Raw genomic sequence first — 23,266 nt, forward strand, 5'->3', positions numbered from 1 at the left:
CCACGTGAGACCTGTACCCCCTCACCCGGATCGCAAGAGCGATCCGACCTCTCCCCGCAGGCGGGGAGAGGTGAAGTGGAGCGCGCGGCGAATGATCGACCGGCCCGTCAAGCTCCCGCGCGCGCATCCTTGCTCACGATCGGCGGCTTCGCATTCAGCGCTTCGACCTGAAACCCTGCAACACGCTTGTAGTTGGCGGCGATGTCTTCCAGCTCCTTTTGCGACAGCACGTCGGTGACAACCTCAAAGCCGCCGGGCGCGCGCTCCTCGACCAGCTGCATCACCTGCTCGGGACCATTCTTGCGGTTGAGCAGGACGAGGTCGGTGGTCGCGGGCCGGCGCTCGGCTTCGTAGGCGAGCAGCGCTGCTTGCGTCGGGCCGTGCGCGAGAATCTCGCGCGTGATGACACGGGCATCGAGGATCGCCTGTGAGGCGCCGTTCGATCCGATCGGGTACATCGGATGCGCGGCATCGCCCATCAGCGTGACGCGGCCGAAGGTCCATTGCGATACCGGATCGCGGTCGACCAGCGGATATTCATAGGCGTGCGGGCAGTTCCGGATCAGGCCGGGGACGTCGAGCCAATCGAACTGCCAGCTCTCGAACCAGGGCAGGAATTCTTCGAGCCGCGCCGTGCGGTTATAGTCTTCGCGGCGCCACTGATAGGTCGGCGGCATGTGGCGCTCCGCGACCCAGTTGATGAGGTGGTTGCCGTTTGCGTCCGGTTCTTTCGAGATCGGGTAGCAGACGAATTTCAGGATCTCGTGGCCGGCCATGATCATGGTGCGGCCGGTCAGGAAGGCCTTTGCCGGCGTGACGCCGCGCCAGAGGATGCGGCCGTTCCAGATCGGCGGGCCTTCATTGGGATAGAGCTTTTCTCGCGCGGCGGAATGGATGCCGTCGGCGGCGATCAGGATCGCGCCGTCGTAAGTGCCTGCGGCCTTGCCGGTCGCCTTGTCGATGAAGTCGGCGCGCACGCCGCTCGCCGTCTCGGCCCAGCCAGTCAGATGATGGCTGGTGAGGATATTCTCGCGGCCGAGCCGCTCGACCGCCGTGTCGAGCAGCAGTTGTTGCAGCGTGCCGCGATGGATCGAGAATTGCGGCCATTTGTAGCCGGCCTCCAGCCCGCGCGGCTCGCTCCAGATCGGCTTGCCGTGCTTGGAGAAATAGGCGAGCTCGCTGGTGCGCACGCCGCTGGCGTCGAGCTTGTCCATCAGGCCGAGCTCGATCAGCTCGCGCACCGCATGCGGTAGTACATTGATGCCGACGCCGAGCGGCTTCAGCTCCGCGACGCTCTCGAACACTTTCACGGGAACGCCGGTTTGATGCAGGCTGAGCGCAAGGGTCAGCCCGCCGATGCCGCCACCGGCGATGAGTACCGTCATGAGAAAACCCCTCCAATTGCAGGCGTCTTGGCACAGCCGGGCGGAGGTGGGCAACTGCGAAGAGGATGTTGTGCTATGGACCTTGGGGTCGACAGCCGTTATTTTCCAGCTTTCCCATGAGGTTCGACATGCTCAAGCTCTACTACGCCACCGGCACCTGCGCGCTCGCCACCTACATCACCCTGGAAGAGGCCGGCGCCGACTACACGGCCGAACGGCTGAGCTTCAAGGACAACCAGCAGAACAGCCCGGACTATCTCGCCATCAACCCGAAGGGCCGCGTGCCTGCGCTGGTCACCGATCGCGGCGTCCTGACCGAAACGCCGGCGATGCTGGCTTACATCGCGCAAGTGTTCCCCAAGGCCAAGCTCGCGCCGCTCGACGATCCCTTCGATTTCGCCCAGGTGCAGTCGTTCAACTCCTATCTTTGCTCGACCGTGCACATCAACCACGCTCACAAGATGCGCGGCGCGCGCTGGGCGACGGAGGAGAGCTCATTCGCCGACATGAAGGCGATGGTGCCGAAGACCATGGCGGCCTGCTTCAAGCTCATCGAGCAGAAGATGTTTCGGGGGCCCTGGGTGATGGGCGAGCAGTACACGATCTGCGATCCCTATCTCTACACACTTTCGACCTGGCTCGAAGGCGACAGCGTCGACATCAATGCGACGCCGAAGATCGCCGACCATTTCAAGCGCATGTCGGACCGCCCCGCCGTGGCAAAGGTGATGGCCGCGCAGAAGGCGTAGGGAGCGAAGCTCTCGTAGGGTGGGCAAAGGCGCAAAGCGCCGTGCCCACCATCTTTCCAAGTTTTTCGATAAGAGGTGGGCACGCTTCGCTTTGCCCACCCTACGGGAGCTTACGCTTGGCTTGCTCCAGCTCCCGTCCGGTCTCCAGCATCAGCCGCCGCAGCCAGATCGAGTCCGGGTCCATCTGGGCCCGCGTCGGGTGAAACATGAACTGCTCGTCGATCCCGGGGTCGAGCGGCGGCGTCACCGTGACGAGGCCGAGCTGCTTCGACAGCGCGGCGATCAGCCGGCGCGGCACGAAGGCGACGAGATCGGTGCGGGCGGCGACGTGCAAGGCTTCGAGATAGCCTGACACCACCAACGAGATGTGCCGCTCGATGCCTTTGCTGCGCAGCCAGGTGTCGATCAGGTCCTCAGCGCTGCCGCGGATGATCACGCCGACATGGCGTGCGGCCAGGAACGCCTCGCGCCGTTTCAGCTTCGCTCCAACAGGATGGCCGCGCCGCACCGCCAGCGCGTCGCTGTCAGTGTAGAGCAGCTGGCGGTGAAAGCCCGTGAAGGCATTGCCGATCGAGATCACGAGGTCGATGGTGCGGGCGAATTCGGCGTGGAAGATCGCAGATCCCCGCCACGGCACGACGTCGATGCGGACGTTCGGTGCGGCCCGCGTCACCTTCTCCATCAGGGGAGGCATCAACAGCTCGACCGCGAGGTCCGGCATCATCAGGCGGAATTGCCGCTCGCTGCGCGCGGCATCGAATTCGTCAGGCACGAACAGCCCGCGCACCTGGTCGAGCGCCTGCGCCAGCGGCGCGCGCAGGGCCTGGGCCCGCGGCGTCAGCTCCATTCGCGCGCCGGTGCGCACCAAAAGCGGATCGCCAAAAATGTCGCGCAGGCGCTGGAGCGCATGGCTCGCCGCCGGCTGCGACAGCCCGAGCCGTAACGCGGCGCGGCTGACATTGGCCTCGCGCAGCAGCGCGTCGAGGGCGGTCAACAGATTGAGGTCAAGCGAATTCAAATTCATTACGTGAATATATATCATATCTACTATCGATTTGAAGAATGCTGATCGGCCGGCGATGATCTTCGCGATGTCACACCACGGAGATGCCGCCATGAGCGCGACCGCCAACAAGAAACTGATGCAGGATATCTTTGCCGCCGCCGCCAATCCCGATCCGGCCGCACGCGATCGCGCGCTGTTCACCGCGAGTCTTGCCGACGACGCCAAATGGATCGTGACCGGGCAATATTCCTGGTCCCGTACCTTTTCGGGCAAGGAGGCGATCCTCAACGATTTGCACGGCTATGTGCGCTCGCGCCTGCGCGACCGCACGCGCACCATCGCCCACCGCTTCATCGCCGATGGCGATATCGTCGTGGTCGAAGCCAAGGGTGACAACGTCACACCCGAAGGCGTGCGCTACGACAACGACTATTGTCTGGTGTTTCGCCTCGAGGACGGCAAGATCAAGGAGATCCGCGAGTACTGCGACTCGGTGCTGACCGAGAAGGCGCTTGGCCCATTTCCACAAACGGCCGCGGGCTGACGGCTTGAGCACGATCTGGTTTGCCGGCTGGCGCCATTCGTTGCGGCCTGCGAGGGGTCGTATCGGTCTGGCGCAAGCTGGCGGAGATCATCCGGCTGCGGCGAGAGCGCGCGCGGATGCACTGCCAGCTCGCCGCCATGAGCGAGCGGGAGCTTATGGATTTCGGAATGACGCGGTCGGAGATCGCGTACGAGCTGAAGAAGCCCGTCCGGCGGAAATAGAGCGGTACAGGATGCAACCTCTTTTTATTCACACCTTCCAGCGCAGGAGCCCGCCGCGCAGGCCGAGGCCGCAGCAGTCCGCCCGACCCACCCAATAGGTACTCACCCGGCAAACGCATGCACCGCACTGCATGCGGCTGCTGGTCTGCGCGAAACCCTGCTCAATTGCCGACAAATCAGCAAATTATCGTGCGCTGATGCGCACGCCCGCGAAGAATTTGAAGGTTCAATTAAGGAGTGTCCCCCATTGTGTCGCGGTGCAGCGTGGGTCGCCAGGGCGCGGCGTGCGGCTGCCGGAGTGGCCGTGAGGATCGCCGGAATTGTCCGGCCCCTCGAATTCACATGCATCTGGGTGGACAGTGGGAATGCCGAAATTTCGTTTGCGGATCAGGGGACGCCTGTACGCAGGCTTCATGGCCCTGGTGGCGGTCGGTCTCGTGATGGCAGTGGTTGCCGTCTGGAATTTGCGGGACGTGCAGGATCAGGTCGCAAGACAATCCGCCCTCTCGGACAGCACGGCGCGGGTGCTGGAAATATCAGCCCATTTGCAGGCGATCCAGCGGGCCAACCTGCGCTACGTCTACGACGCCAACGAGCCTGCAATGAAGGAGGCGCAAGAGCGGGAAACCGCGGCGACCGAGCTGCTGCGGGTTGGCGCGAAGGGGACGCTCTCCGAGGAGCGGCGAGCCCTCTATAACGGCTTGATCGACGACATCGCCAAGATGCGACGCTTGCGTGACAATCTCGGGGACGCCGTCAACGAGGCGAGAACCGGCAAGGCGACGCTGCTACCCGGTGGAGAGGATCTGGCCGCCAAGATGGGCAAGCTGGTCGATGCAGCCCGGGCTGGCGTCGACGAAGACACGGCGGCTCTGGTCGCCGACCTCGAATCGAGAGTCCTTCTTGTGAGGGTCGCAAACTGGCGTTTCCTGGCCCTGCGCGATACCCAGGGGCCGGCCAATTTCAGGGCGAGTGTGGACAGGGCAGCGCAACGGCTCGCAGCGATCGAAAAGAGCCCGCAGGCGGCGGAGTTGCGCGCCACGCTCGCGCCGGTCAAGACCTCGCTGGGAATCTACAAATCGGCGTTCGAGACGACGTCCGCCGCGATGCTTCAGGCCGACGAGATCTACCATAAGAACCTCGCGCCCCTCATCGTCGACAGCATCGGCAAGCTCAAGGCCGCGGAAACGACCCTGAAGAAGGATTATCAGGACTCGCGCAACAATGCCGAAGCCGTGATCGCGGGAACGACGACCGTTCAGGAGATCGCCGGCGGCCTCGCCGTCTTGTTTGGCGGCATCGTCGCCTTCCTGATCGCCCGCAGCATCGTCGGTCCGCTGACCTCGATGACACACGCGATGGGGCGGCTTGCCGGCGGCAATGTCGAGATCGAGATTCCCGGCAGCGGCAGGGCCGACGAGATCGGCGACATGGCCAAGGCGATCCAGGTGTTCAAGGACAACATGATCGAGACCGAGCGCATGCGCGCCGAGCAGACCGAGCTCGAGGCGCGGCAGGCCGAGAGCCGCAAGAAAGACATGGTCGGGCTTGCCGATCAGTTCGAGCAGGCAGTCGGTGAGATCGTCAACACGGTGTCGTCGGCGTCGAGCGAGCTCGAAGCCTCCGCAGGCACCTTGACCACGACCGCCGCGCGGGCCCAGGAGCTCTCGACGGAGGTCGCCAGCGCGTCGCAGGAGGCCTCGGCCAATGTGCAGGCGGTCGCCTCGGCGACCGAGGAGCTCTCTTCCTCGGTATCCGAGATTGCCCGCCAGGTGCAGGAATCCGCCCGCATCGCCACCGAGGCCGTCGGTCAGGCGAGCAGGACCAACGAGCGCGTCGGCGCGCTCTCCAAGGCCGCCGCGCGGATCGGTGATGTGGTCGAGTTGATCAGCACCATCGCCGGCCAGACCAACCTGCTGGCGCTGAACGCCACCATCGAGGCGGCGCGCGCGGGCGAAGCCGGCCGCGGCTTCGCGGTGGTCGCCTCCGAGGTCAAGGCGCTCGCCGAGCAGACTGCGAAGGCCACCGGCGAGATCGCCCAGCAGGTCTCCAGCATCCAGGCCGCGACGGAGGAGTCGGTCGGCTCGATCCGGGAGATCAGCGGCACCATCGAGCGGCTGTCGGAGATTTCGTCAACGGTCGCAGCCGCCGTGGAGCAGCAGGGCGCGGCGACGCAGGAGATCTCCCGCAACGTCCAGCAGGCGGCCCAAGGCACGCAGCTCGTCTCGTCCAACATCGGCGACGTGCAGCGCGGCGCCTCCGAGACCGGCTCGGCCTCCTCGCAGGTGCTGTCGGCGGCGCGCTCGCTCTCGGCCGACAGCAACCGCCTCAAGCTCGAAGTGGCCAAGTTTCTGAGCTCGGTCCACGCCGCCTAAAACATCAAACGCAAGAGGCCACGCCCATGGGCGTGGCCTCGAAGTGCGGCGCGATCAGGCGACCTTGGTCGTCATGTGCTTGAACATGTTGCTGCGCGCCTCGTCGTCCATCTCGGCCTTGAAGGTGAACTTGTCCTTCAGGGCGATGGCGCGCGCCGCCGCGGGGCGCGCCGAAATCTCGTCGACGAGCCGCTTCACATTCGGGTATCTCGCAAAGGCGTCGTCGCCGAGCTTGAACGGCACCATCCGTGCCCAGCCCCACAGCGCCATGTCGACGATCGAATAGCTGTCGCCGACCATGTAGCGGCGGTCTTTGAGGTGACCGTCGAGAATCTTGTAATGGCGATCGGTCTCGTACTGATAGCGGTTATGGGCGTAGTCGTGGTTCTGGTCCTTCGGCGCAAAATGCTTGAAGTGCACCGCCTGGCCCGAATAGGGCCCGACGCCGGTGGCAATGAACATCAGCCAGGACAGCAATTCGGCGCGGTTCGAGGGCAAGAACTTGCCGGTCTTCTCGGCGAGATAGAGCAGGATGGCGTTCGAATCGAACACGATGGTGCCGCCATCGTCGATCGCCGGCACCTTGCCGTTCGGATTGATCTTGAGGAACTCCGGCGTGAACTGCTCGCCCTTGCGGGTGTCGACCGCGACCGGCTCGAACGGCAGGCCGGACTCTTCCAGAAAAAGCGCGACCTTGGTCGGGTTCGGCGATCCGTTGAAATAGAATTTGAGCATCACACATCTCCTCGGTGTCTGTTGCCGCGTGCGGACGTGGCGTTGGGCGGGCCTTGTCTTGCCTGAACCTGTTGCGGGAGAGCAACCGGCGAGTTTATCGGGCGGTATCTGCGCGTGGCGCAGATCAGGCGGCGTAACAGAGGCCGATTGCCGCCGTAATGACCATGGCCGTGCCCACGGCCTCCAGCCGCAGGCCGAGCCGTGCGGCGAGATGCATGTCGGAGGCCCGCGCCGCGCGCTCCGATCCGCGCGCGTAGCCGTGAACGATGACGTCGTGGTTGAAATTGTCGTGCGCCTCGTTGCTGCTGGCGAGCCCGACGCAGATCACGAGGATGCCGAACAGCGCCAGGCCGAAAAATCCCAGCAGCGCGATCAGGAACATCGGAAACATGCCGAGCAGGAAAATCGGCAGCAGCGGCACCAGCAGCAATGTCTCGGACTGTCGTCGCATGGAGCAGGCCAGGTCAGGACGGGGGCTGACCAGGCGAATCTAGTCCTCGGCGCGGCCGCGTTCAACCACCGCCGTCATTCCGGGACGTGCGAAGCGCGAGCTATGATGCGCAATTGCGCATCTGAGAATCCATTGGGCCGCATGTGCTGTGGTTGGATGGATTCCGGGGTCTAGCGGAGCCTGTCATCGGGCCGCGCTGCGCGCGGACCCGGTGGCGAGCCGCGGAATGACGATCGGGGACCTACTCCGCCGCCATGCCGGCGCGGATCTCGGCACGCAGCTCGTCGATCAGCTTGAGACCTTTCTTGGTCTCGACGTGCCAGAAGGTCCAGCCGTTGCAGGCCTGCGCGCCTTGGGCGACGGCGCCGATGCGGTGGATCGAGCCGACCTTGTCGCCGAACATGATGGCGCCGTCGGCACGGACCAGCGCGCCGAGCTTCTTCTTGGCGTCGAACAGTTTCGTACCGGGCATGATCATGCCGCGCTCGATCAGCTCGGAGAACGCAACGCGCGGCGCCTCGCGCGCAGTCATGAACGGGGCAAGGCTCTCTTCCGGCAGCGGCTCGACCTTGGCGATGCGAGCTTCCGCGGCTTTCGCATAGGACTTGTCGCGTTCGAAGCCGATATAGGAGCGGCCGAGGCGCTTGGCGACGGCGCCGGTGGTGCCGGTGCCGTTGAAGGGGTCGATCACGAGATCGCCGGGCTTCGATGACGACAGCAGCACGCGCGCGAGCAGGCCTTCCGGCTTCTGCGTCGGATGCACTTTCTTGCCGTCGGCGCCCTTGAGGCGCTCCTCGCCGGTGCAGAGCGGGATCAGCCAGTCGGACCGCGCCTGCACGTCCTCATTGGCGGCCTTCAGCGCCTCGTAGTTGAACGTGTAGCCTTTGGCTTTTTCGTCACGCGCGGCCCAGATCATGGTCTCGTGCGCGTTGGTGAAACGGCGGCCGCGGAAATTCGGCATCGGATTGGTCTTGCGCCAGACGATATCGTTCAGGAGCCAGAAGCCGAGGTCCTGCATGATCGCGCCGACGCGAAAGATGTTGTGATAGGAGCCGATCACCCAGATCGTCGCGGATGGCTTCATCGCGCGGCGGGCGGCAAGTAGCCAGGCGCGGGTGAAATTGTCATAGGCGGCAAACGAATCGAACTTGTCCCAGTCGTCATTGACGGCATCGACATGGGATTCGTCGGGGCGCTTGAGATCGCCCTTGAGCTGGAGATTGTAGGGCGGGTCGGCGAACACCAGGTCGACGCTACCTGCCTGAAGCTTCGACATCTCGGCGACGCAATCGCCGACGATGATGCGATGCGACGGAGACTCAAAATTTGTGCGGGGCGCCCTTGCAGACGCCCCGCGACGCGACTCTACCATGACTCAAGAACTCTGACTCAGGCGACGCTGTCGGCGACGCGGGACCAAACAACCGACTGGCCGTTACATTGAAGGGGCAAAGTAAAAATCGACTTAACCCGCTGCTTTTGTGAGCAGGCCGTGCATCGCCGTTTGTCCGCTTGTTGTCGTGTGCATTTGCCGTGTTTTGCAGTGTATTTCGCGTTTGCTCGGCTCGCGGCAGCAATCGTGGCTGCAAAAAGGCTGCAAATTTCCCTCGGAAAAAGTTGCTCGGCCCTCGGAAAAATTTGCTGGCATCGACATGCTGTCGCACTAGGCAATTTTTGCCGGCCACGATATTGATAAAAGCAACGGAAATTTTACGTGTGTGGCGCGTTGAACTTTCGCGTTTCTGTGCGCCGTCGAAACTGAATCAGGGATCCCAGAGGAAAGGCCGCCATGCGCTACGATGACTTCCGCCGCAGCGACGACATCGAGGATCGTCGCGATGAAGGTGGTGGCTTTGGCGGTGGGGGAGGCGGCGGGTTCGGTCTGCCGATGGGCGGCGGCGGGCTCGGCATCGGCACCATCATCGTGCTCGGCCTGATCGGCTATGCCTTCGGCATCGACCCGCGCATCCTGATCGGCGGCGCCGAGATCCTCAGCGGCGGCGGCCATGCGCCTACCTACCAGACCGACCGTCAGGCGTCCTCGGGCAAGCGCGGCGCGCCGACCGACGAGATGGGCAGCATGATCTCCGGCATCCTCGGCGAGATCGACGACCGCTGGAGCGAGATCTTCCAGGCCAGCGGTCAGTCCTATACCGGGCCGAAGATCGTGCTGTTCCGCAACGCCACCAATGGTGGCCGCTGCGGCATGGCGCAGTCGGCGATGGGCCCGTTCTACTGTCCGCCGGATCGCACCATCTTCCTCGACACTTCGTTCTTCCGCGAGGTCGAGACGCGCTTTCGCGGCTGCTCCGGCAAGTCGGCGTGCAATTTCACCACCGCCTACATCATCGCCCATGAAGCCGGCCACCACATCCAGAACCTGCTCGGCATCATTCCGCGCGTGACGCGGCTGCAGCAGCAGGTCGGCAGCAAGGCCGAGGCCAATGCGCTCCAGGTGAAGGTGGAGTTGCAGGCCGACTGCCTGTCCGGCGTCTGGGTCAATCGCGAGGCGAAGAAGCGTCCGAACTTCCTCGAGCCCGGCGACATCGACGCCGCGCTGACGACGGCGAGCGCGATCGGCGATGACACGTTGCAGCGCCAGGCCACGGGCCGCGTCGTGCCTGACTCCTTCACCCACGGCTCGGCGGCGCAGCGCAAACAGTGGTTCATGACCGGCTACGAGCAGGGCACGGTCCAGGCTTGCAACACGTTCGGCGCGGGAGCGTTGTAACGGCGATCTCGTGCCCCGGGACGCTGCGCAGCACGGCGTGATGCGCTGCAGAGCCGGGGCCCACAATGCTGGCGCCCCCCAGGGTTTCGAAAGTATGGGTCCCGGGTCCGCGCTGCACCGCTCCGCGCTGCATCGCGGGACACAAGAGGAAAGCGCAATGGCCTCCATCGACGAAACAAAGCAGTTCATCCCGCTCAACATCGCGGTGCTCACCGTGTCCGACACGCGCGCGCTTGCGGATGACAAGTCCGGCCAAACCCTGGTCGACCGTCTCCTGGCTGCGGGCCATCGTCTCGCCGCGCGCGAGATCGTCACCGACGATGTCGAGGCGATCCGCGCCGTGATCCGCCGCTGGATTGCAGATAGCGGCGTCGACGTCGTCATCACCACCGGCGGCACCGGTTTTACGGGACGCGACGTCACGCCGGAGGCAATCGAGCCGCTGTTCGAGAAGCGGATGGACGGCTTCTCGATCGCGTTCCACATGTTGAGCCACGCCAAGATCGGCGCGTCGACGATCCAGAGCCGCGCCACCGCCGGCGTTGCGGGCGCGACCTACATCTTCTGCCTGCCGGGTTCGCCAGGCGCCTGCCGCGACGGTTGGGACGGCATCCTCGCAGCCCAGCTCGACTATCGCACGCGCCCCTGCAATTTCGTCGAGATCATGCCGCGGCTGGACGAGCATTTGCGCCGCCCAAAGGCGCAAGGCGCGACGGTGTAGTCGCTCTTCTTCCTTCTCCCCTCATGTCCGCCGAAGCCTTGGCGAAGGCGGATGTGGGAGAAGGTGGCGCGAAGCGCCGGATGAGGGGTATCTATCCACGTGCATTGATGCTCGTGGAGGCATACCCCTCACCCGAGCGACTGTGTGTCTGCTAGCGTCGCTGCCCTCTCCCGCACGGGGAGAGGTCACAGCAACGCGCATCGCGCCCGCTGCGAGATCAGAGATCCCGCTCCCAGGTCTCGCCGACCAGATCGGCACCGAAGCTGTGGTGCTTCTCTTCCTTCACGAGCTTGAAACCTGCACTTTGATAGATGCCGCGCGCGGCGACCAGGATGCTCTGCGTCCACAGCGTCATCTTGCGGTAGCCCCTCTCGCGGGCGCCCTGGATGCATTGCTCGACCAACGCGCGGCCGACACCTAATCCGCGCGCTTTCTTCTCCACCTGCAACAGGCGCAGCTTGGCGATCTCGTCCGTGGCCTTGACCAGAAAGATCGAGCCGACCGGCTCGCCTTCCACTTCCGCGATCCAGCAGTGCTCGCGCGCGGCGTCGTAGTTCTTGATGAACTCTGCGCAGATCTCGGCGACCAGCGCCTCGTAGCTGATGTCCCAGTTGTAGTCCGCGGCATAGGCGGCGGCTTGCCGGGAGATGACCCAGCCCATGTCGCCGACGCGGTGGCTGCGCAGCATGAAAGCCGCGGGCCGGCTTCGACGCTGCTCCAGCACGGCCTCGATGGTCGCCATGGCTTGCGTGAGCCGCGTTGCATCGCTGGGCGAAAGCTGAGCCAGCATCGCGGCGACCTCGTTTTGCGAGCTCAGGTTCAGCTTGGCGAAAGCCTGGCGGCCCTTGGCGGTGAGGCTGAGCTGGTATTGCCTGCGATCCGCGGGCAGGGGTGTTCGCGTGATCAGCCCTTTTTCGTCAAAACTCTGGACGATGCGGCTGAGATAGCCGGGGTCGAGACCAAGCTCGTTTCCGATCTCCTTTGCCGCAAGGTGCTCGCGATGCGCGAGTTCATAGAGCACGCGCGCCTCGCTGAGCGAAAACGGGCTCTTGCCAAGGTGCTGGTCGAGCACACCGAGCTTGCGGGTATAAAAGCGGTTGAAGGCGCGAATCGCCGCGATGTGATCGTCTGTACCGTTGACCGACATGCTTCACCTCAATATTTGCCATTGTCAAATAATTATTTGACGTTGGCAAGTAACTGGTGAGTCTCAGCCGACCATGACGATCCGGCTGCGAAGCAGCGTCCTTGAGCGGCCGAGCCGCCGTAGCAGCCGCGCCTCGGACCGGCGGGCCTGGGGCGGGTAGCCGCCGATCCGGTCGTAGTGATCGCGCGCAATCAAAAGCCCCTGATCGGCGAATGGGCCGATCAGCTTGCGCGCCACGGCCCGGAGAACGGACCGCAATCCGGTGTCGACGTAAGGTGAGCGCGCGTAGCGAAATACCGCCGCGCGATCCCGTCCGCTGGTCGAGACGGCCTGGATGAATTGAGTGGTCTCCTCGATCCAGCCGGTCTCCAGCACGGCACCCGCGGGCAGAAACATCAGCCAGGGTGAGCGGGCCTGGAGCGCCCCGGCGGCGAGCGCCGCACCTTGCGAGGATCCCTCGAAGCCGACGAAACGGCAGCCAGCGACGTCCGCAACGCGTTCGATGACGCCGTTGCGCGTGCCGTCGACCAAGAGCACCTCGCGAATGACGCCGGCGGCTGCACCGGGTACCAGCGCGGCGAGAGTCGCGACCGCCGTCTGCTCGACGCCTTCGGTCGAAATAATGACGCTCAGCATGATCGGGGCTTCGATGTCCGCAATTCGGAGAAGCGTAGCTCGTAATCGTGTTGTCATAAACACGCGGCGCTGCCGAGTGCAACTTTTCGGCGGCGCGGCAGTAGACGATGGTAAACCATGGAGGGGCCGATCGCCGCAAATGGGTCGGGCGCTGGCGGCAATATTGCCGAATGTTTCAGGGTAGGCTCATCCCCTCCGTATTAATCCGGAGCTTTGCGGCCATAATGTGCGGTGCACGGTCCAATTGGCACCCCGCAAGCGCAAGACGACACTGCAAGGACGGTCCGAACGGGAAGAATGCGCAACCTGGACGACACGGAGGCATTACATGAAGGGCGATCAAATCGCTGTTAGCGCGCCGTCAAGGCCGTCGAAGCCGGACGCCGCGCCGACCTTGCGGATCCGGGCGCTGATGCTGGGCGACCGCATCAATGCTTCCAGCCTGGAGATCGGCACGCTGGTGTCCTCGACGCCGGCCGCCTTCCGCGTCCATGCCGGCCTTGCCGTAATCTTCCGCTACGGTGTCGTCGTGCTGATCGGGCTGCTTCCGTCCGAGGAGAAGGTACTCATCGACAACCTGAAGTCGCGTGTGACCGGAGAGCTCAGCCCGTACGAGGAGGAGATCGCGCTGGTGCAGCTCTGCAACGATGAAGCCGCCGAGACGATCCAGCCGGGCGGGCCGATCTGCCTCGCCAAATTCTCCGACGACCGGCTGCTGCTGGTCGCGGATGCGCTCGCCAAGAGCACGTCGCTAGCGCGCGACGAGCGCCGCGTCGCCGCGGTCTTCGACGTGATCGAGCCGTTCGCACGGGAGCTCGCCGAAAGCGGCCGCACGCCGCGCCGGCGCAAAGGCATTCTGCAATTGATCGGTAATGCACTGCTGGTGCAGCAGCGCGTCGCCGGCCGCGTCGCGGTCGCCGAAAAGCCCGACGTGCTCTGGGAGAAGCCAGAGCTCGATCGGCTCTATTCCCGTCTGGAGGACGAGTACGAGTTGAAGGAGCGCCTCGACACGCTCGAGCGCAAGCTCACCGCGGTGTCGGAGACCGCCAACGCACTGACCGACATCATCGACACCCAGCGCTCGCTCCGCCTGGAGATCGCGATCGTGGTACTGATCGTGATCGAGGTCGCGATCGGGTGTTTTCAGATATGGTCGGGGACTCATTAGCGCTGGATGGATTTATCCGCGAGCGAGATGCGCGTGACTGCCCTCGCCCCTTGTGGGGGAGGGCAGCGATGCTAGGAGACACAAACTCATTCGGGTGAGGGCCTGTCTCCGCGAATTGCTTACGTGAATGCGGACAGAACCCCTCATCCGGCGCTTCGCGCCACCTTCTCCAACAAGGGGAGAAGGGATGCGGAGCTGCCGTCCGCATTTCATCATGAATTAAGTGCTGGAGTACCCATCGCTCGCAGCATCCTTGCGCAGTGCCGCGCGATTGTTAGTTCCTCGTTCGTTGGAATGACGAACACTTCGATAGCACTGTCGCCCCCGTTGATCCGCTCGCGCGCTTCGCCATTCGCGGCCGCGTCGATGCGCACGCCGAGCCACGCCAAGCGCTCGCCGATCGCGCTGCGAATCTCCTTGGCATGCTCCCCGATGCCGCCAGTGAAGATCAGACAGTCCAGGCCGCCGAGCGTGGTCGCCATCATCGCGACCTGCTGCGCCGCACGGAAGGTGAAGAGGTCGACCGCCTCACGCGACGCAGCCTCGCTGCTTGCCAGCAGCGTGCGCATGTCCGCGGATGTGCCGGAGACGCCGAGAAGGCCCGACTCGTGATAGAGCAGGTGCTGGACATCCTCGACAGACATGTTCTCGTGTTGCTGCAGATACAGCAGCACGCCGGGATCGATTGTGCCGCAGCGCGTGCCCATCACGAGACCGTCGAGCGGCGTCAGCCCCATCGTGGTGTCGATGCTGCGGCCATCGCGCAATGCGCAGAGGCTGGCGCCGTTGCCGAGATGCGCGATGACGGTGCGCCTGGCCGCGAGCTCCGGCGCGATCTCGGCCAGGCGTCCTGCGACATATTCGAAAGAGAGGCCGTGGAAGCCGTAACGCCTGACGCCACGCGCCTCGAAGCACCTCGGAATGGCGAAGCGGCTCGCCGGCGGCGCGAGGCCGTGGTGGAAGGCGGTGTCGAAACACGCGATCTGCGTCAGCCCGGGCCGGAGCGCCGCGAGCGAGCGGACCGGCGCAAGGCAGCGCGGCTGGTGCAGCGGCGCCAGCGGCGTCAACGCCTGCAGCTTCGCGGTGATGTCGTCCGTCAGGACGACCGGGCCTGAATAATCCGGCCCGCCGTGAACGATGCGGTGGCCGACGGCGCGGAGACTGCGTTCGCCGAACTGGTCCTCGATGAAGGCGAGCACGTCGGCGAACAGATGGCCGTCGTCGGCATCCGATGCGTCTCTCCACGTCTCGACCAGGTCCTTGCCCGCGGCGCTCTTTACGATGAGCCGGGGTTTTGCCTCGTGTTCATCAAGCTGGCCCTTGCACAGCAGGATGGGATCGGCCGCTGCAATCTCGAACAGGCCGAACTTGATGCTCGACGATCCCGAGTTGAGGACGAGGACCGTGTCCGACATGGCTAGTCGCCGGCTTCGGCCGGCGTGTTGCCGCCGGCGCTGTTCGGCCAGACCCAGTCGCGGACCTCAGGCATGTCTTCGCCATGTTCGCGGACATAGCGGGAGTGCTCGATCAGTCTGTCGCGGAACTGCTGCTTCACCTGCGCGGCCTTGATCGCGAGCCCGGGCACGCGCTCGATCGCCTCGATGGCGAGGTGGTAGCGATCGAGCTCGTTGAGAACGACCATATCGAACGGGGTCGTGGTGGTGCCTTCCTCGGCAAAGCCCCGCACGTGCATGCCGGCATGGTTGGTGCGGTTATAGGTCAGCCGGTGAATGAGATAGGGGTAACCGTGATAGGCGAAGATGACGGGCTTGTCGCGCGTGAACAGGCCGTCGAAGTCGCGATCGGAGAGTCCGTGCGGGTGCTGCTCCCTGGGTTGCAGCGTCATGAGATCGACGACGTTGACGACGCGGATCTTCAGATCCGGCAGCGCCTTGCGCAAGAGATCGACCGCGGCGAGCGTCTCCAATGTCGGCACGTCGCCGGCGCAGGCCATCACCACGTCGGGCTCGCCCATTTCGTCCTCCGTTCCGGCCCAGGTCCAGATTCCGATGCCGGCATCGCAATGCGTCGCCGCGTCCTGCATCGACAGCCATTGCGGCGCCGGCTGCTTGCCGGCGACGATCACGTTGATGCGGTTGTAGGTGCGCAGGCAATGGTCGGCGATCCACAGTAGCGTGTTGGCATCCGGCGGAAAGTAGATCCGGACGATCTCGGCCTTCTTGTTGGCGACGAGGTCGACGAAACCGGGATCCTGATGGCTGAAGCCGTTATGGTCCTGCCGCCAGACATGCGAGGTCAGGAGATAATTGAGCGAGGCGATCGGGCGCCGCCACGGCAGGTCGCGCGTGACCTTCAGCCATTTGGCATGTTGGTTGAACATGGAATCCACGATGTGGATGAAGGCCTCGTAGCAGGAGAAGAAGCCGTGCCGTCCGGTCAGCAGATAGCCTTCCAGCCAGCCCTGGCAGAGATGCTCGCTCAAGACTTCCATCACGCGTCCATCCTGCGCGAGATGCACGTCGTAAGGCTCGATCGTCTCCATCCAGACGCGTTCGGTGGCTTCGAACACGGCGTCTAACCGGTTCGACGCCGTCTCGTCCGGGCCCGCGATGCGGAAATTGCGCTGTTGCGCGTTGAGGCGAATGACATCGCGCAGGAATTTACCGAGCTCGCGCGTCGCTTCGGCTACGGTGCCGCCGGGCTGCGGCACCTCGATTGCGAAGCTGCGAAAGTCGGGCAGCTTCAGCTCTTTCTTCAGGAGGCCGCCATTGGCATGTGGATTGGCGCCCATGCGCCTGACACCTTCGGGCGCGAGCGCCTGGAGCTCGGGAATGAGTGCGCCGTTCGCGTCGAACAGCTTTTCGGGCTCATAGCTACGCATCCAGTCTTCGAGCACCTTGAGGTGCGCCGGGTTCTCGCGGCAGCTCGCGACCGGCACTTGATGCGCGCGCCAAAAACCCTCGACCTTCTTGCCGTCGACTTCCTTCGGGCCGGTCCAGCCCTTCGGGCTGCGCAGCACGATCATCGGCCAGCGCAGCCGCTCGACGCTTGTGCGCCCGTCACGGGCGTGCTGCTGGATCGAGCGGATACTGGCGAGCGCAACATCGAGCGCATCCGCCATGGCGTGATGCATCAATTTGGAATCATCGCCCGCGACGAACAGCGGCTCATGGCCGAACCCATGGAAGAGATCGCGGATCTCCGCATCTTGCATCCGTCCAAGCACGGTGGGATTTGCGATCTTGTAGCCGTTGAGATGCAGGATCGGCAGCACCGCACCGTCATGGGCCGGATTCAGGAACTTGTTCGAATGCCAGGACGCGGCTAACGGGCCAGTCTCGGCCTCGCCATCGCCGACGACGCAGGCGACGATCAAATCAGCGTTGTCGAATGCCGCGCCATAGGCGTGCACCAGCGCGTAGCCGAGCTCACCGCCTTCGTGGATCGAGCCCGGCGTCTCCGGCGCCGCATGGCTCGGGATGCCGCCGGGGAAGGAGAACTGCTTGAACAGCTTGCGCAATCCGTGTGTATCGCGCGCGATGTCGGGATAGATCTCGCTGTAGCTGCCTTCGAGATAGGTGTTGGCGACCATGCCCGGTCCACCATGGCCGGGACCGCAGACATAGATCACGTTGAGGTCCAGCGCGCGGATGACGCGGTTGAGATGGGCATAGATGAAGTTCAGGCCGGGCGTCGTGCCCCAATGGCCGAGCAAACGCGGCTTGATGTGCTCGGGCCGTAACGGCTCGCGCAGCAGCGGATTGTCGAGCAGGTAGATTTGCCCGACGGAGAGGTAGTTGGCGGCGCGCCAATAGCGATCGAGCAGATCGAGGTCGCCGCTCGCGGCGGCCGTTTTTTGTTGAATTGTCATGTTCCTGTCGGCTTTCACCCAGCGATCGTCATCAACTTTGTTCCGGCGCGATCGATCCCTGTGCGGGATCAAACGAAATCGTCGCGACCGCCGGGTTGCGTGAGGTCAAAGGCGCGCGCCCGAAATTTGGGCGGCTACTTCGCATGGGTTTGTTTTCGCGTTTTTTGTTCTTGTTCTTGATTTGTTCCATTTGCGTGCTATCTTGGCCTCATGAGTCGAGCATCCTCTCGTGCCCTCAAGCACCCGCCGGTCACGGCGCCCTCCGAGCCGGCGGGTGCGCCTTCAGATTTCTCCGAGCTCGGCGTCGCCATCGACCGCGCGCGCAGGCGAGGGCGGGGCGCACAATCCAATGCCAGCGGCCGCTACGAGGCCGAGGCGCGCGTCGCTTTCGATGACGGCTGGCAGAGCCTGGAGGAGCTGCCGCCGTTCAAGACCACGGTCGGTGTCGACACCTCGCGCAAGGTCATCACCCGGAACGATTCCCCCGACATCGGCTTCGACCGGTCGATCAATCCGTATCGCGGCTGCGAGCATGGCTGCGTCTATTGCTTCGCGCGGCCGACCCACGCCTATCTCGGCCTCTCGCCGGGGCTCGACTTCGAATCGAAACTGTTCGTGAAGCCCGAGGCACCGGCGCTGCTCGAGAAGGAGCTCGCCGCGCCCGGCTACGAGCCGCGGATGATAGCGATCGGCACCAACACAGATCCCTATCAGCCGATCGAGCGCGAGCGAAAGATCATGCGCGGCATCCTCGAAGTGCTGGAACGTGCCGGCCATCCGGTCGGCATCGTCACCAAGTCGGCACTGGTGGTGCGCGACATCGACATTCTCGCGCGGATGGCCAAGCGCAACCTCGCTAAGGTCGCGATCTCGGTCACCTCGCTCGATCCGAAGCTGGCGCGCACAATGGAGCCGAGGGCCTCGACGCCGCCGAAGCGGCTGGAGACGCTGAAGAAGCTCTCAGATGCCGGCATTCCCACCACCGTGATGGTTGCGCCCGTGATCCCTGCGCTGAACGATTCCGAGATCGAGCGCATCCTCGATGCCGCCGCCCATGCCGGCGTCAAGGAAGCCTCTTATGTCCTGCTGCGGTTGCCGCTGGAGGTGCGCGATCTCTTCCGCGAATGGCTGATGGCGAACTATCCCGACCGCTATCGCCACGTCTTCACCCTGATTCGCGACATGCGCGGCGGGCGCGACTACGATGCGAAATGGGGCGAGCGGATGAAGGGCACCGGTCCGATGGCCTGGACCATCGGCCGCCGTTTCGAGATCGCCTGCGACAGGCTCGGCCTCAACAAGCGGCGCTCCAAGCTGACGACGGACCACTTTGCGCGGCCGAAGCGGAACGGCGACCAGCTTAGCCTGTTCTGACCGGGAAAACGGAAGAGGCATAGCATGATCAAGGAACTCGCCGTGCCCGTGCCGCGACTGACTGTCATTACGTTAGGTGTCAGCGACATCCGTGCCAGCATCGCCTTCTACGACGCACTCGGCTTCTCGCGCCGGCTGAAGGCGACCGGCGAGGCGGTCGCGTTCTACGACACCGGCGGTCCGGTGCTCGCGCTTTATCACTGGGATCGGCTCGCGGCCGACGCATCCTTGCCGGACCGGCCGAGGCCCACGACCTTTCGTGGCACGACGCTCGCCTGGAACTGCGCGACGCGCGAGGAGGTCGACCAGGTGCTGGCCTTCGCCATCGGGAAGGGAGCCGCCTTGCTGAAGGGGGCGCACGAGACGGATTACGGCGGCTATTGCGGCTATTTTGCCGATCCCGACGGACATGTCTGGGAGGTCGTGGTCGCGCCCGGCATCGAAGTGCGCGAGGACCGGCGGGTGCATCTGGCGGAGTAGGGGCGGCCAGCCTGAATAACGGGAATTATCCTGGGTTCCAGGTTGCGCTGGCGAAGCCCCTTGCGCACGATCCCGGCCATGATTCGGGACAAGTCCGCCAAGAACCCAGCCAAAGACGCGCCCAAGAAGCAGGCCGCGAAGAAGGCCGCGCCTGACAAAGTGGTTGAGACGCCTGTGGCCAAAACGTCTGCAGTCAAGGCTCCGGAGGTTGCTGCCGGCAAGAAAGGCATCATTGCCATTGCTCCCCCGAGCTTTCGCCGCGAGCGCGCGCTGATCAAACGCGGCGTCTGGCCGGTCGCTGGTTGCGACGAGGCCGGCCGCGGCCCGCTCGCCGGCCCCGTGGTGGCGGCGGCGGTGATTCTCGATCCCGACCGCATTCCGCGCGGCATCGATGATTCCAAGCGCCTGACCGCCGAGGAGCGCGAAAAACTGTTCGACAAGATCTGCGCTACCGCGCAGGTCTCGGTCGCCGTCGCCTCGCCCACGCGGATCGACCGCGATAACATCCTGCGCGCCTCGCTATGGGCGCTGAAGCGCGCCGTGGTGGCACTGCCCGAGGCGCCCAGGCACGTCTTCGTCGATGGTCGCGACCGGCTCGACACGGAATGTGATTGCGAGGCAGTGATCGGCGGCGACGGCATCGTGCTGTCGATCGCCGCGGCATCCATTGTCGCCAAGGTCACCCGCGACCGGCTGATGTGCGCGCTGGCGCAGGACTGCCCCGGCTACGGATTCGAGCAGCACAAGGGCTATGCCGTCCCCGAACATCTCGAAGCGCTCGACCGTCTCGGCCCGTCCATCCACCACCGCAGCTTCTTCGCCCCCGTCGCCGCCGCCCGCGCCAAGCACATGCCCTGGACCGTCGAGCCGGAGCGGGACTTGTTCTCGGTGACCGAGGTCGAGGTGCAGGTGGACGCGCAAGTCGAGATCGACGTCTCCACCGGTCTCTAGCATTCCTATTCCGCCGCGGTCTGTTCGCCTCTCCCCGCACGCGGGCAGAGGCCGGAATGCATAGAAGATGCTTCCGGGTGAGGGGCACTCTCCGCGAGCCCATCCGTCGCCGTGATTGCCGATACAGCCCCTCACCCCAACCCTCCCAGCGCGAGCGAAGCTCGTCGCGGCCCCGTAAGAACGGGGAGAGGGAGCACACCGAAGTTGCCACGACGCGCAGCGCCCATTATCAAAACGAATGTGAGCGAATAGGGCCGGCTGGACTGGCTGCATCATTCGGACGTTGCATGCGGTTTACCTCCCTGGTCATCGAGCTCATTCGCGCCCGGCCGCGGCTGATCGTGTGGATCGCCGTGCTGCTTCAGGCGGCGATGTGGCTGTTCGTGGCGCTGGTGTTCTACCGCAGCCCGCCCGGCACTCTTGCGACGCTGCTGGCCTTCGGCCGCGAGTACCAGGTCGGCACCGATCTCGGCCCGCCGCTGCCGGTCTGGCTCGCCGACATCGCCTATCGCGCGGCCGGCGGTCATATGTTCGGCGTCTATGTGCTTGCCGAGGTGTGCGAGATCGCGACCTTCATCGCGCTCTTTCATCTGTCTCGCGCCGTGGTCGGCTCCCAGCACGCGGTGCTCGCCGTGCTCCTGACCATGACCGCGCTGGCGTTCTCCTCGTCCGCGCTCGACTTCGGCCCGCTGGTGCTGGCGCGGCCGCTCTGGGCGCTGCTGCTGCTGCACTCCTGGCAGATCATCGGCCAGCGCCGCGGCAATGCCTGGTTCGCCTGGTCGATCGAAGCGGGGCTCTTGCTGCTGACGACGCCTGCGGCGATCTTTCTGCTCCTCCTGATCGTCGTCTTCGCGATCTCGACTGCAGCCGGCCGCAGGACGCTGCGCGGGCTCGATCCGCTGTTTGCGCTGATCGTCGTCGGCGTGCTGGCGCTGCCCTATGCGGTCTGGCTGATGCGCGCCGAGACGTTGACGCTGCCGGCTTTGCCGCAAGTCGCCGAGCTCAACGCCCGCGCGCTGCATGCGGCCTGGCTGCTCGGAGGATTGGTGCTTGGGGCGGCGGCGATCCCGGCGCTGACCTTTCTCAATACCGGGCTGTTCGCCCGCAAGGGCGAGGAGCCGCCGATCATCTACCGCCCGCCGGTCGAGCCGCTCGCGCGCAGCTTCGTCTACTTTTTCGCGCTGGCTCTGCCGCTCGGCGCGGTGCTGATCTCCGGCTTGCTGGGGCTCGACTCCGTCGTCGGCGGCGCCGGTATCGTGCTGGTCATGTCGGGGCTTGCCGTGGTCGTCGCGGCCGGCGATCTCGTCGCGATGCGCCGCGCGCGGATGCTGCGCATGGTCTGGGCTGCCGCCGTCGTCGCACCCGCCGCCGGCGTGGTGCTCGCCGTGCTGTTCCTGCCTTGGACCGGTGCCAACGAGATTGCGACCTCGATGCCGGCGCGCGCGATCTCGGACTTCTTCGACGAGAGCTTTGCCCGCCGCACCAACCATCGCCTGCGTGCCGTCGCCGGCGAGACCCAACTCGCCAGCCTGATCGCACTGCATTCCGGCCGGCCGCATCTCTTCATCGACGCCGATCCTGCGCGTACGCCCTGGATGAATCAGGCCAAGTTCAGCGAGACTGGCGGCGTCGTGGTCTGGCGCGCCTCCGATACCGCCGGCACCCCGCCGCCGGACATCCTCAAGCGCTTCCCCGGCATCGTGCCGGAAGTCCCGCGCGCCTTCGAATGGCTGGTGACGGGTCGCCAGCCGCTGCTGCGCATCGGCTGGGCCATCGTTCGGCCGAAGGGGACGTGAGGCCGGTCTCGTGCCCCGGACGCACCGCAGCGCCTCTTCGGCGGTGCGCTGCAGAGCCGGGGCCCATCTCGCCGCATCGCACTGTGTTGCTTCCTGGGTCCCGGCTCCGCGAAGCAGCGCGACGCGCTGCATCGCGTCCGGGGCACGAGCGCATCATCCCGCCAGCACCTTCGCGACCGCGCGCAGATCCTGCCAGGCCAGCCGCTTGTATGACGGCGAGCGCAACAAATACGCCGGATGGAAGGTCGGCAGCGCGCGGATAGTGCGTGCGCCGGTGTCATAATCGAACCAGCGCCCGCGGGTGCGCATGATGCCCTCGCGCGTTCCCAGCAGCGTCTGGGTCGAGGGATTGCCGAGCGTCACCAGCACGTCGGGATTCACCAGCTCGATCTGGCGCTGGATGAAGGGCAGGCAGATCTGCGTCTCCTGCGGCGTCGGCGTGCGGTTGCCGGGCGGCCGCCAGGGAATGACGTTGGCGATATAGGCGGTGGTGCGGTTGAGGCCTATAGCTCCTATCATCAGATCGAGCAGCTTGCCGCTGCGCCCGACGAAGGGCAGTCCCTCGATGTCCTCGTCGCGCCCGGGCGCCTCGCCGACGAACATGATGCGCGCCTTGGGATTGCCGTCGGCGAACACCAGCCGCGTCGCCGTGTGCTTCAACGCGCAGCCCTCGAAATTCTGCATCAACTCGCGCAATGCCTCCAGCGTCGGCGCGGTGCGCGCGCCCTCACGCGCCGAGGCGATGGCGACGTCCGGTGCAGGCGCGGCTTCGCCGCGCATGACCGCGGGCGCGGCGACCGGCCGCGGCGCCTCGAGCGGTGCCGCGCGTGGCGGAGGTGGCGGCGCATCGATTTCCGCCAGGCGGTCTATCGGTTCCTCCGCCAGCGCGCAGTCGACTCCGGCCTCCAGATAGAAGGCGAGCAGCTCACGGACGGTGGGTGCGGGTTCGGGGAGCATGGGAAAG

General features: G+C 65.0%; 22 protein-coding genes. 11 read left to right on the forward strand and 11 right to left on the reverse strand.

The genetic code is table 11. The features are described 5' to 3' along the window. Positions 1-107: 107 nt before the first annotated feature. The gene (locus tag P6U29_RS09895; RefSeq protein ID WP_407117422.1) at positions 108-1,385 is read right to left on the reverse strand and encodes a flavin-dependent oxidoreductase; all 1,278 of its coding nucleotides are present in this window, start codon (positions 1,383-1,385) and stop codon (positions 108-110) included. A 128-nt stretch (positions 1,386-1,513) separates the two neighbouring features. Here P6U29_RS09895 and P6U29_RS09900 point away from each other — a divergent pair, with 128 nt between their 5' ends. Beyond that, positions 1,514-2,134, forward strand: coding sequence for a glutathione S-transferase family protein (locus P6U29_RS09900; RefSeq protein WP_407117423.1), 621 nt, complete (start codon positions 1,514-1,516; stop codon positions 2,132-2,134). A gap of 100 nt (positions 2,135-2,234) precedes the next feature. Here P6U29_RS09900 and P6U29_RS09905 read toward each other — a convergent pair whose 3' ends face one another. Further along, on the reverse strand, positions 2,235-3,158 hold the full coding sequence (locus tag P6U29_RS09905) for a LysR family transcriptional regulator (protein ID WP_407117424.1): 924 nt from the start codon (positions 3,156-3,158) through the stop codon (positions 2,235-2,237). 91 nt (positions 3,159-3,249) lie between these two features. On the opposite strand from P6U29_RS09905, the gene P6U29_RS09910 reads away from it, so the two are divergent. From P6U29_RS09910 to P6U29_RS09920, 3 genes are all read left to right on the forward strand, one after another. Beyond that, positions 3,250-3,684, forward strand: coding sequence for a nuclear transport factor 2 family protein (locus P6U29_RS09910; RefSeq protein WP_407117425.1), 435 nt, complete (start codon positions 3,250-3,252; stop codon positions 3,682-3,684). 20 nt (positions 3,685-3,704) lie between these two features. Further along, positions 3,705-3,905, forward strand: coding sequence for a DUF1127 domain-containing protein (locus tag P6U29_RS09915; RefSeq protein ID WP_407117426.1), 201 nt, complete (start codon positions 3,705-3,707; stop codon positions 3,903-3,905). Positions 3,906-4,270: 365 nt separating this feature from the next. Then, the gene (locus P6U29_RS09920; protein WP_407117427.1) at positions 4,271-6,280 is read left to right on the forward strand and encodes a methyl-accepting chemotaxis protein; all 2,010 of its coding nucleotides are present in this window, start codon (positions 4,271-4,273) and stop codon (positions 6,278-6,280) included. A gap of 54 nt (positions 6,281-6,334) precedes the next feature. On the opposite strand, the gene P6U29_RS09925 is transcribed toward P6U29_RS09920, so the two are convergent. The 3 genes from P6U29_RS09925 to P6U29_RS09935 form a co-directional block, all read right to left on the reverse strand. After that, positions 6,335-7,015 carry a glutathione S-transferase family protein gene (locus P6U29_RS09925; RefSeq protein ID WP_407117428.1) on the reverse strand — a complete coding sequence of 227 codons (681 nt, stop codon included), beginning with the start codon at positions 7,013-7,015 and terminating at the stop codon, positions 6,335-6,337. Between the two features lie 124 nt (positions 7,016-7,139). Next, positions 7,140-7,466: a hypothetical protein gene (locus P6U29_RS09930; RefSeq protein ID WP_407117429.1), complete on the reverse strand. Its 327-nt coding sequence runs from the start codon at positions 7,464-7,466 to the stop codon at positions 7,140-7,142. A gap of 241 nt (positions 7,467-7,707) precedes the next feature. Next, complete coding sequence (locus tag P6U29_RS09935; protein WP_407117430.1) at positions 7,708-8,838, reverse strand: site-specific DNA-methyltransferase; 1,131 nt, start codon at positions 8,836-8,838, stop codon at positions 7,708-7,710. Between the two features lie 417 nt (positions 8,839-9,255). On the opposite strand from P6U29_RS09935, the gene P6U29_RS09940 reads away from it, so the two are divergent. Next, positions 9,256-10,197, forward strand: a complete 942-nt coding sequence (locus tag P6U29_RS09940) for a neutral zinc metallopeptidase (protein WP_407117431.1) — start codon at positions 9,256-9,258, stop codon at positions 10,195-10,197. A gap of 157 nt (positions 10,198-10,354) precedes the next feature. Next, positions 10,355-10,918, forward strand: a complete 564-nt coding sequence (gene moaB, locus P6U29_RS09945) for a molybdenum cofactor biosynthesis protein B (RefSeq protein WP_027574946.1) — start codon at positions 10,355-10,357, stop codon at positions 10,916-10,918. A gap of 217 nt (positions 10,919-11,135) precedes the next feature. Here the strand turns inward: moaB and P6U29_RS09950 are convergent, their stop codons facing one another. After that, entirely contained in the window at positions 11,136-12,065 is a 930-nt protein-coding gene (locus tag P6U29_RS09950) for a GNAT family N-acetyltransferase (RefSeq protein WP_407117432.1), read from the reverse strand. A 63-nt stretch (positions 12,066-12,128) separates the two neighbouring features. Then, entirely contained in the window at positions 12,129-12,701 is a 573-nt protein-coding gene (locus P6U29_RS09955; RefSeq protein WP_407117433.1) for a glycosyl transferase, read from the reverse strand. 328 nt (positions 12,702-13,029) lie between these two features. Between P6U29_RS09955 and P6U29_RS09960 the strand changes: the two genes are divergently transcribed. Continuing rightward, positions 13,030-13,869, forward strand: coding sequence for an RMD1 family protein (locus P6U29_RS09960; protein ID WP_407117434.1), 840 nt, complete (start codon positions 13,030-13,032; stop codon positions 13,867-13,869). 212 nt (positions 13,870-14,081) lie between these two features. Here the strand turns inward: P6U29_RS09960 and P6U29_RS09965 are convergent, their stop codons facing one another. The 3 genes from P6U29_RS09965 to P6U29_RS09975 are packed head-to-tail and all read right to left on the reverse strand — an operon-like array spanning position 14,082 to position 17,891. Next, positions 14,082-15,284, reverse strand: a complete 1,203-nt coding sequence (locus tag P6U29_RS09965) for an acetate/propionate family kinase (protein WP_407117435.1) — start codon at positions 15,282-15,284, stop codon at positions 14,082-14,084. A 2-nt stretch (positions 15,285-15,286) separates the two neighbouring features. Beyond that, a complete protein-coding gene (locus P6U29_RS09970) occupies positions 15,287-17,701 on the reverse strand; it encodes a phosphoketolase (RefSeq protein WP_407117436.1) in 2,415 nt (804 codons plus the stop codon). 31 nt (positions 17,702-17,732) lie between these two features. After that, positions 17,733-17,891: a hypothetical protein gene (locus P6U29_RS09975; protein ID WP_407117437.1), complete on the reverse strand. Its 159-nt coding sequence runs from the start codon at positions 17,889-17,891 to the stop codon at positions 17,733-17,735. 20 nt (positions 17,892-17,911) lie between these two features. Between P6U29_RS09975 and P6U29_RS09980 the strand changes: the two genes are divergently transcribed. The 4 genes from P6U29_RS09980 to P6U29_RS09995 all read left to right on the forward strand — a co-directional run bounded on the left by P6U29_RS09980 (position 17,912) and on the right by P6U29_RS09995 (position 22,302). Then, complete coding sequence (locus P6U29_RS09980) at positions 17,912-19,075, forward strand: PA0069 family radical SAM protein (RefSeq protein WP_407117438.1); 1,164 nt, start codon at positions 17,912-17,914, stop codon at positions 19,073-19,075. Between the two features lie 24 nt (positions 19,076-19,099). Further along, positions 19,100-19,555, forward strand: a complete 456-nt coding sequence (locus P6U29_RS09985; protein ID WP_407117439.1) for a VOC family protein — start codon at positions 19,100-19,102, stop codon at positions 19,553-19,555. A 78-nt stretch (positions 19,556-19,633) separates the two neighbouring features. Continuing rightward, on the forward strand, positions 19,634-20,506 hold the full coding sequence (locus P6U29_RS09990) for a ribonuclease HII (RefSeq protein ID WP_407117440.1): 873 nt from the start codon (positions 19,634-19,636) through the stop codon (positions 20,504-20,506). A gap of 287 nt (positions 20,507-20,793) precedes the next feature. Continuing rightward, a complete protein-coding gene (locus P6U29_RS09995) occupies positions 20,794-22,302 on the forward strand; it encodes a glycosyltransferase family 39 protein (RefSeq protein ID WP_407117441.1) in 1,509 nt (502 codons plus the stop codon). 153 nt (positions 22,303-22,455) lie between these two features. Here P6U29_RS09995 and P6U29_RS10000 read toward each other — a convergent pair whose 3' ends face one another. Further along, positions 22,456-23,259 carry a uracil-DNA glycosylase family protein gene (locus P6U29_RS10000; protein WP_407117442.1) on the reverse strand — a complete coding sequence of 268 codons (804 nt, stop codon included), beginning with the start codon at positions 23,257-23,259 and terminating at the stop codon, positions 22,456-22,458. Positions 23,260-23,266: the final 7 nt, after the last annotated feature.

The sequence above is a fragment of the Bradyrhizobium sp. LMG 9283 genome, from assembly GCF_045571415.1.
GTDB lineage: Bacteria > Pseudomonadota > Alphaproteobacteria > Rhizobiales > Xanthobacteraceae > Bradyrhizobium.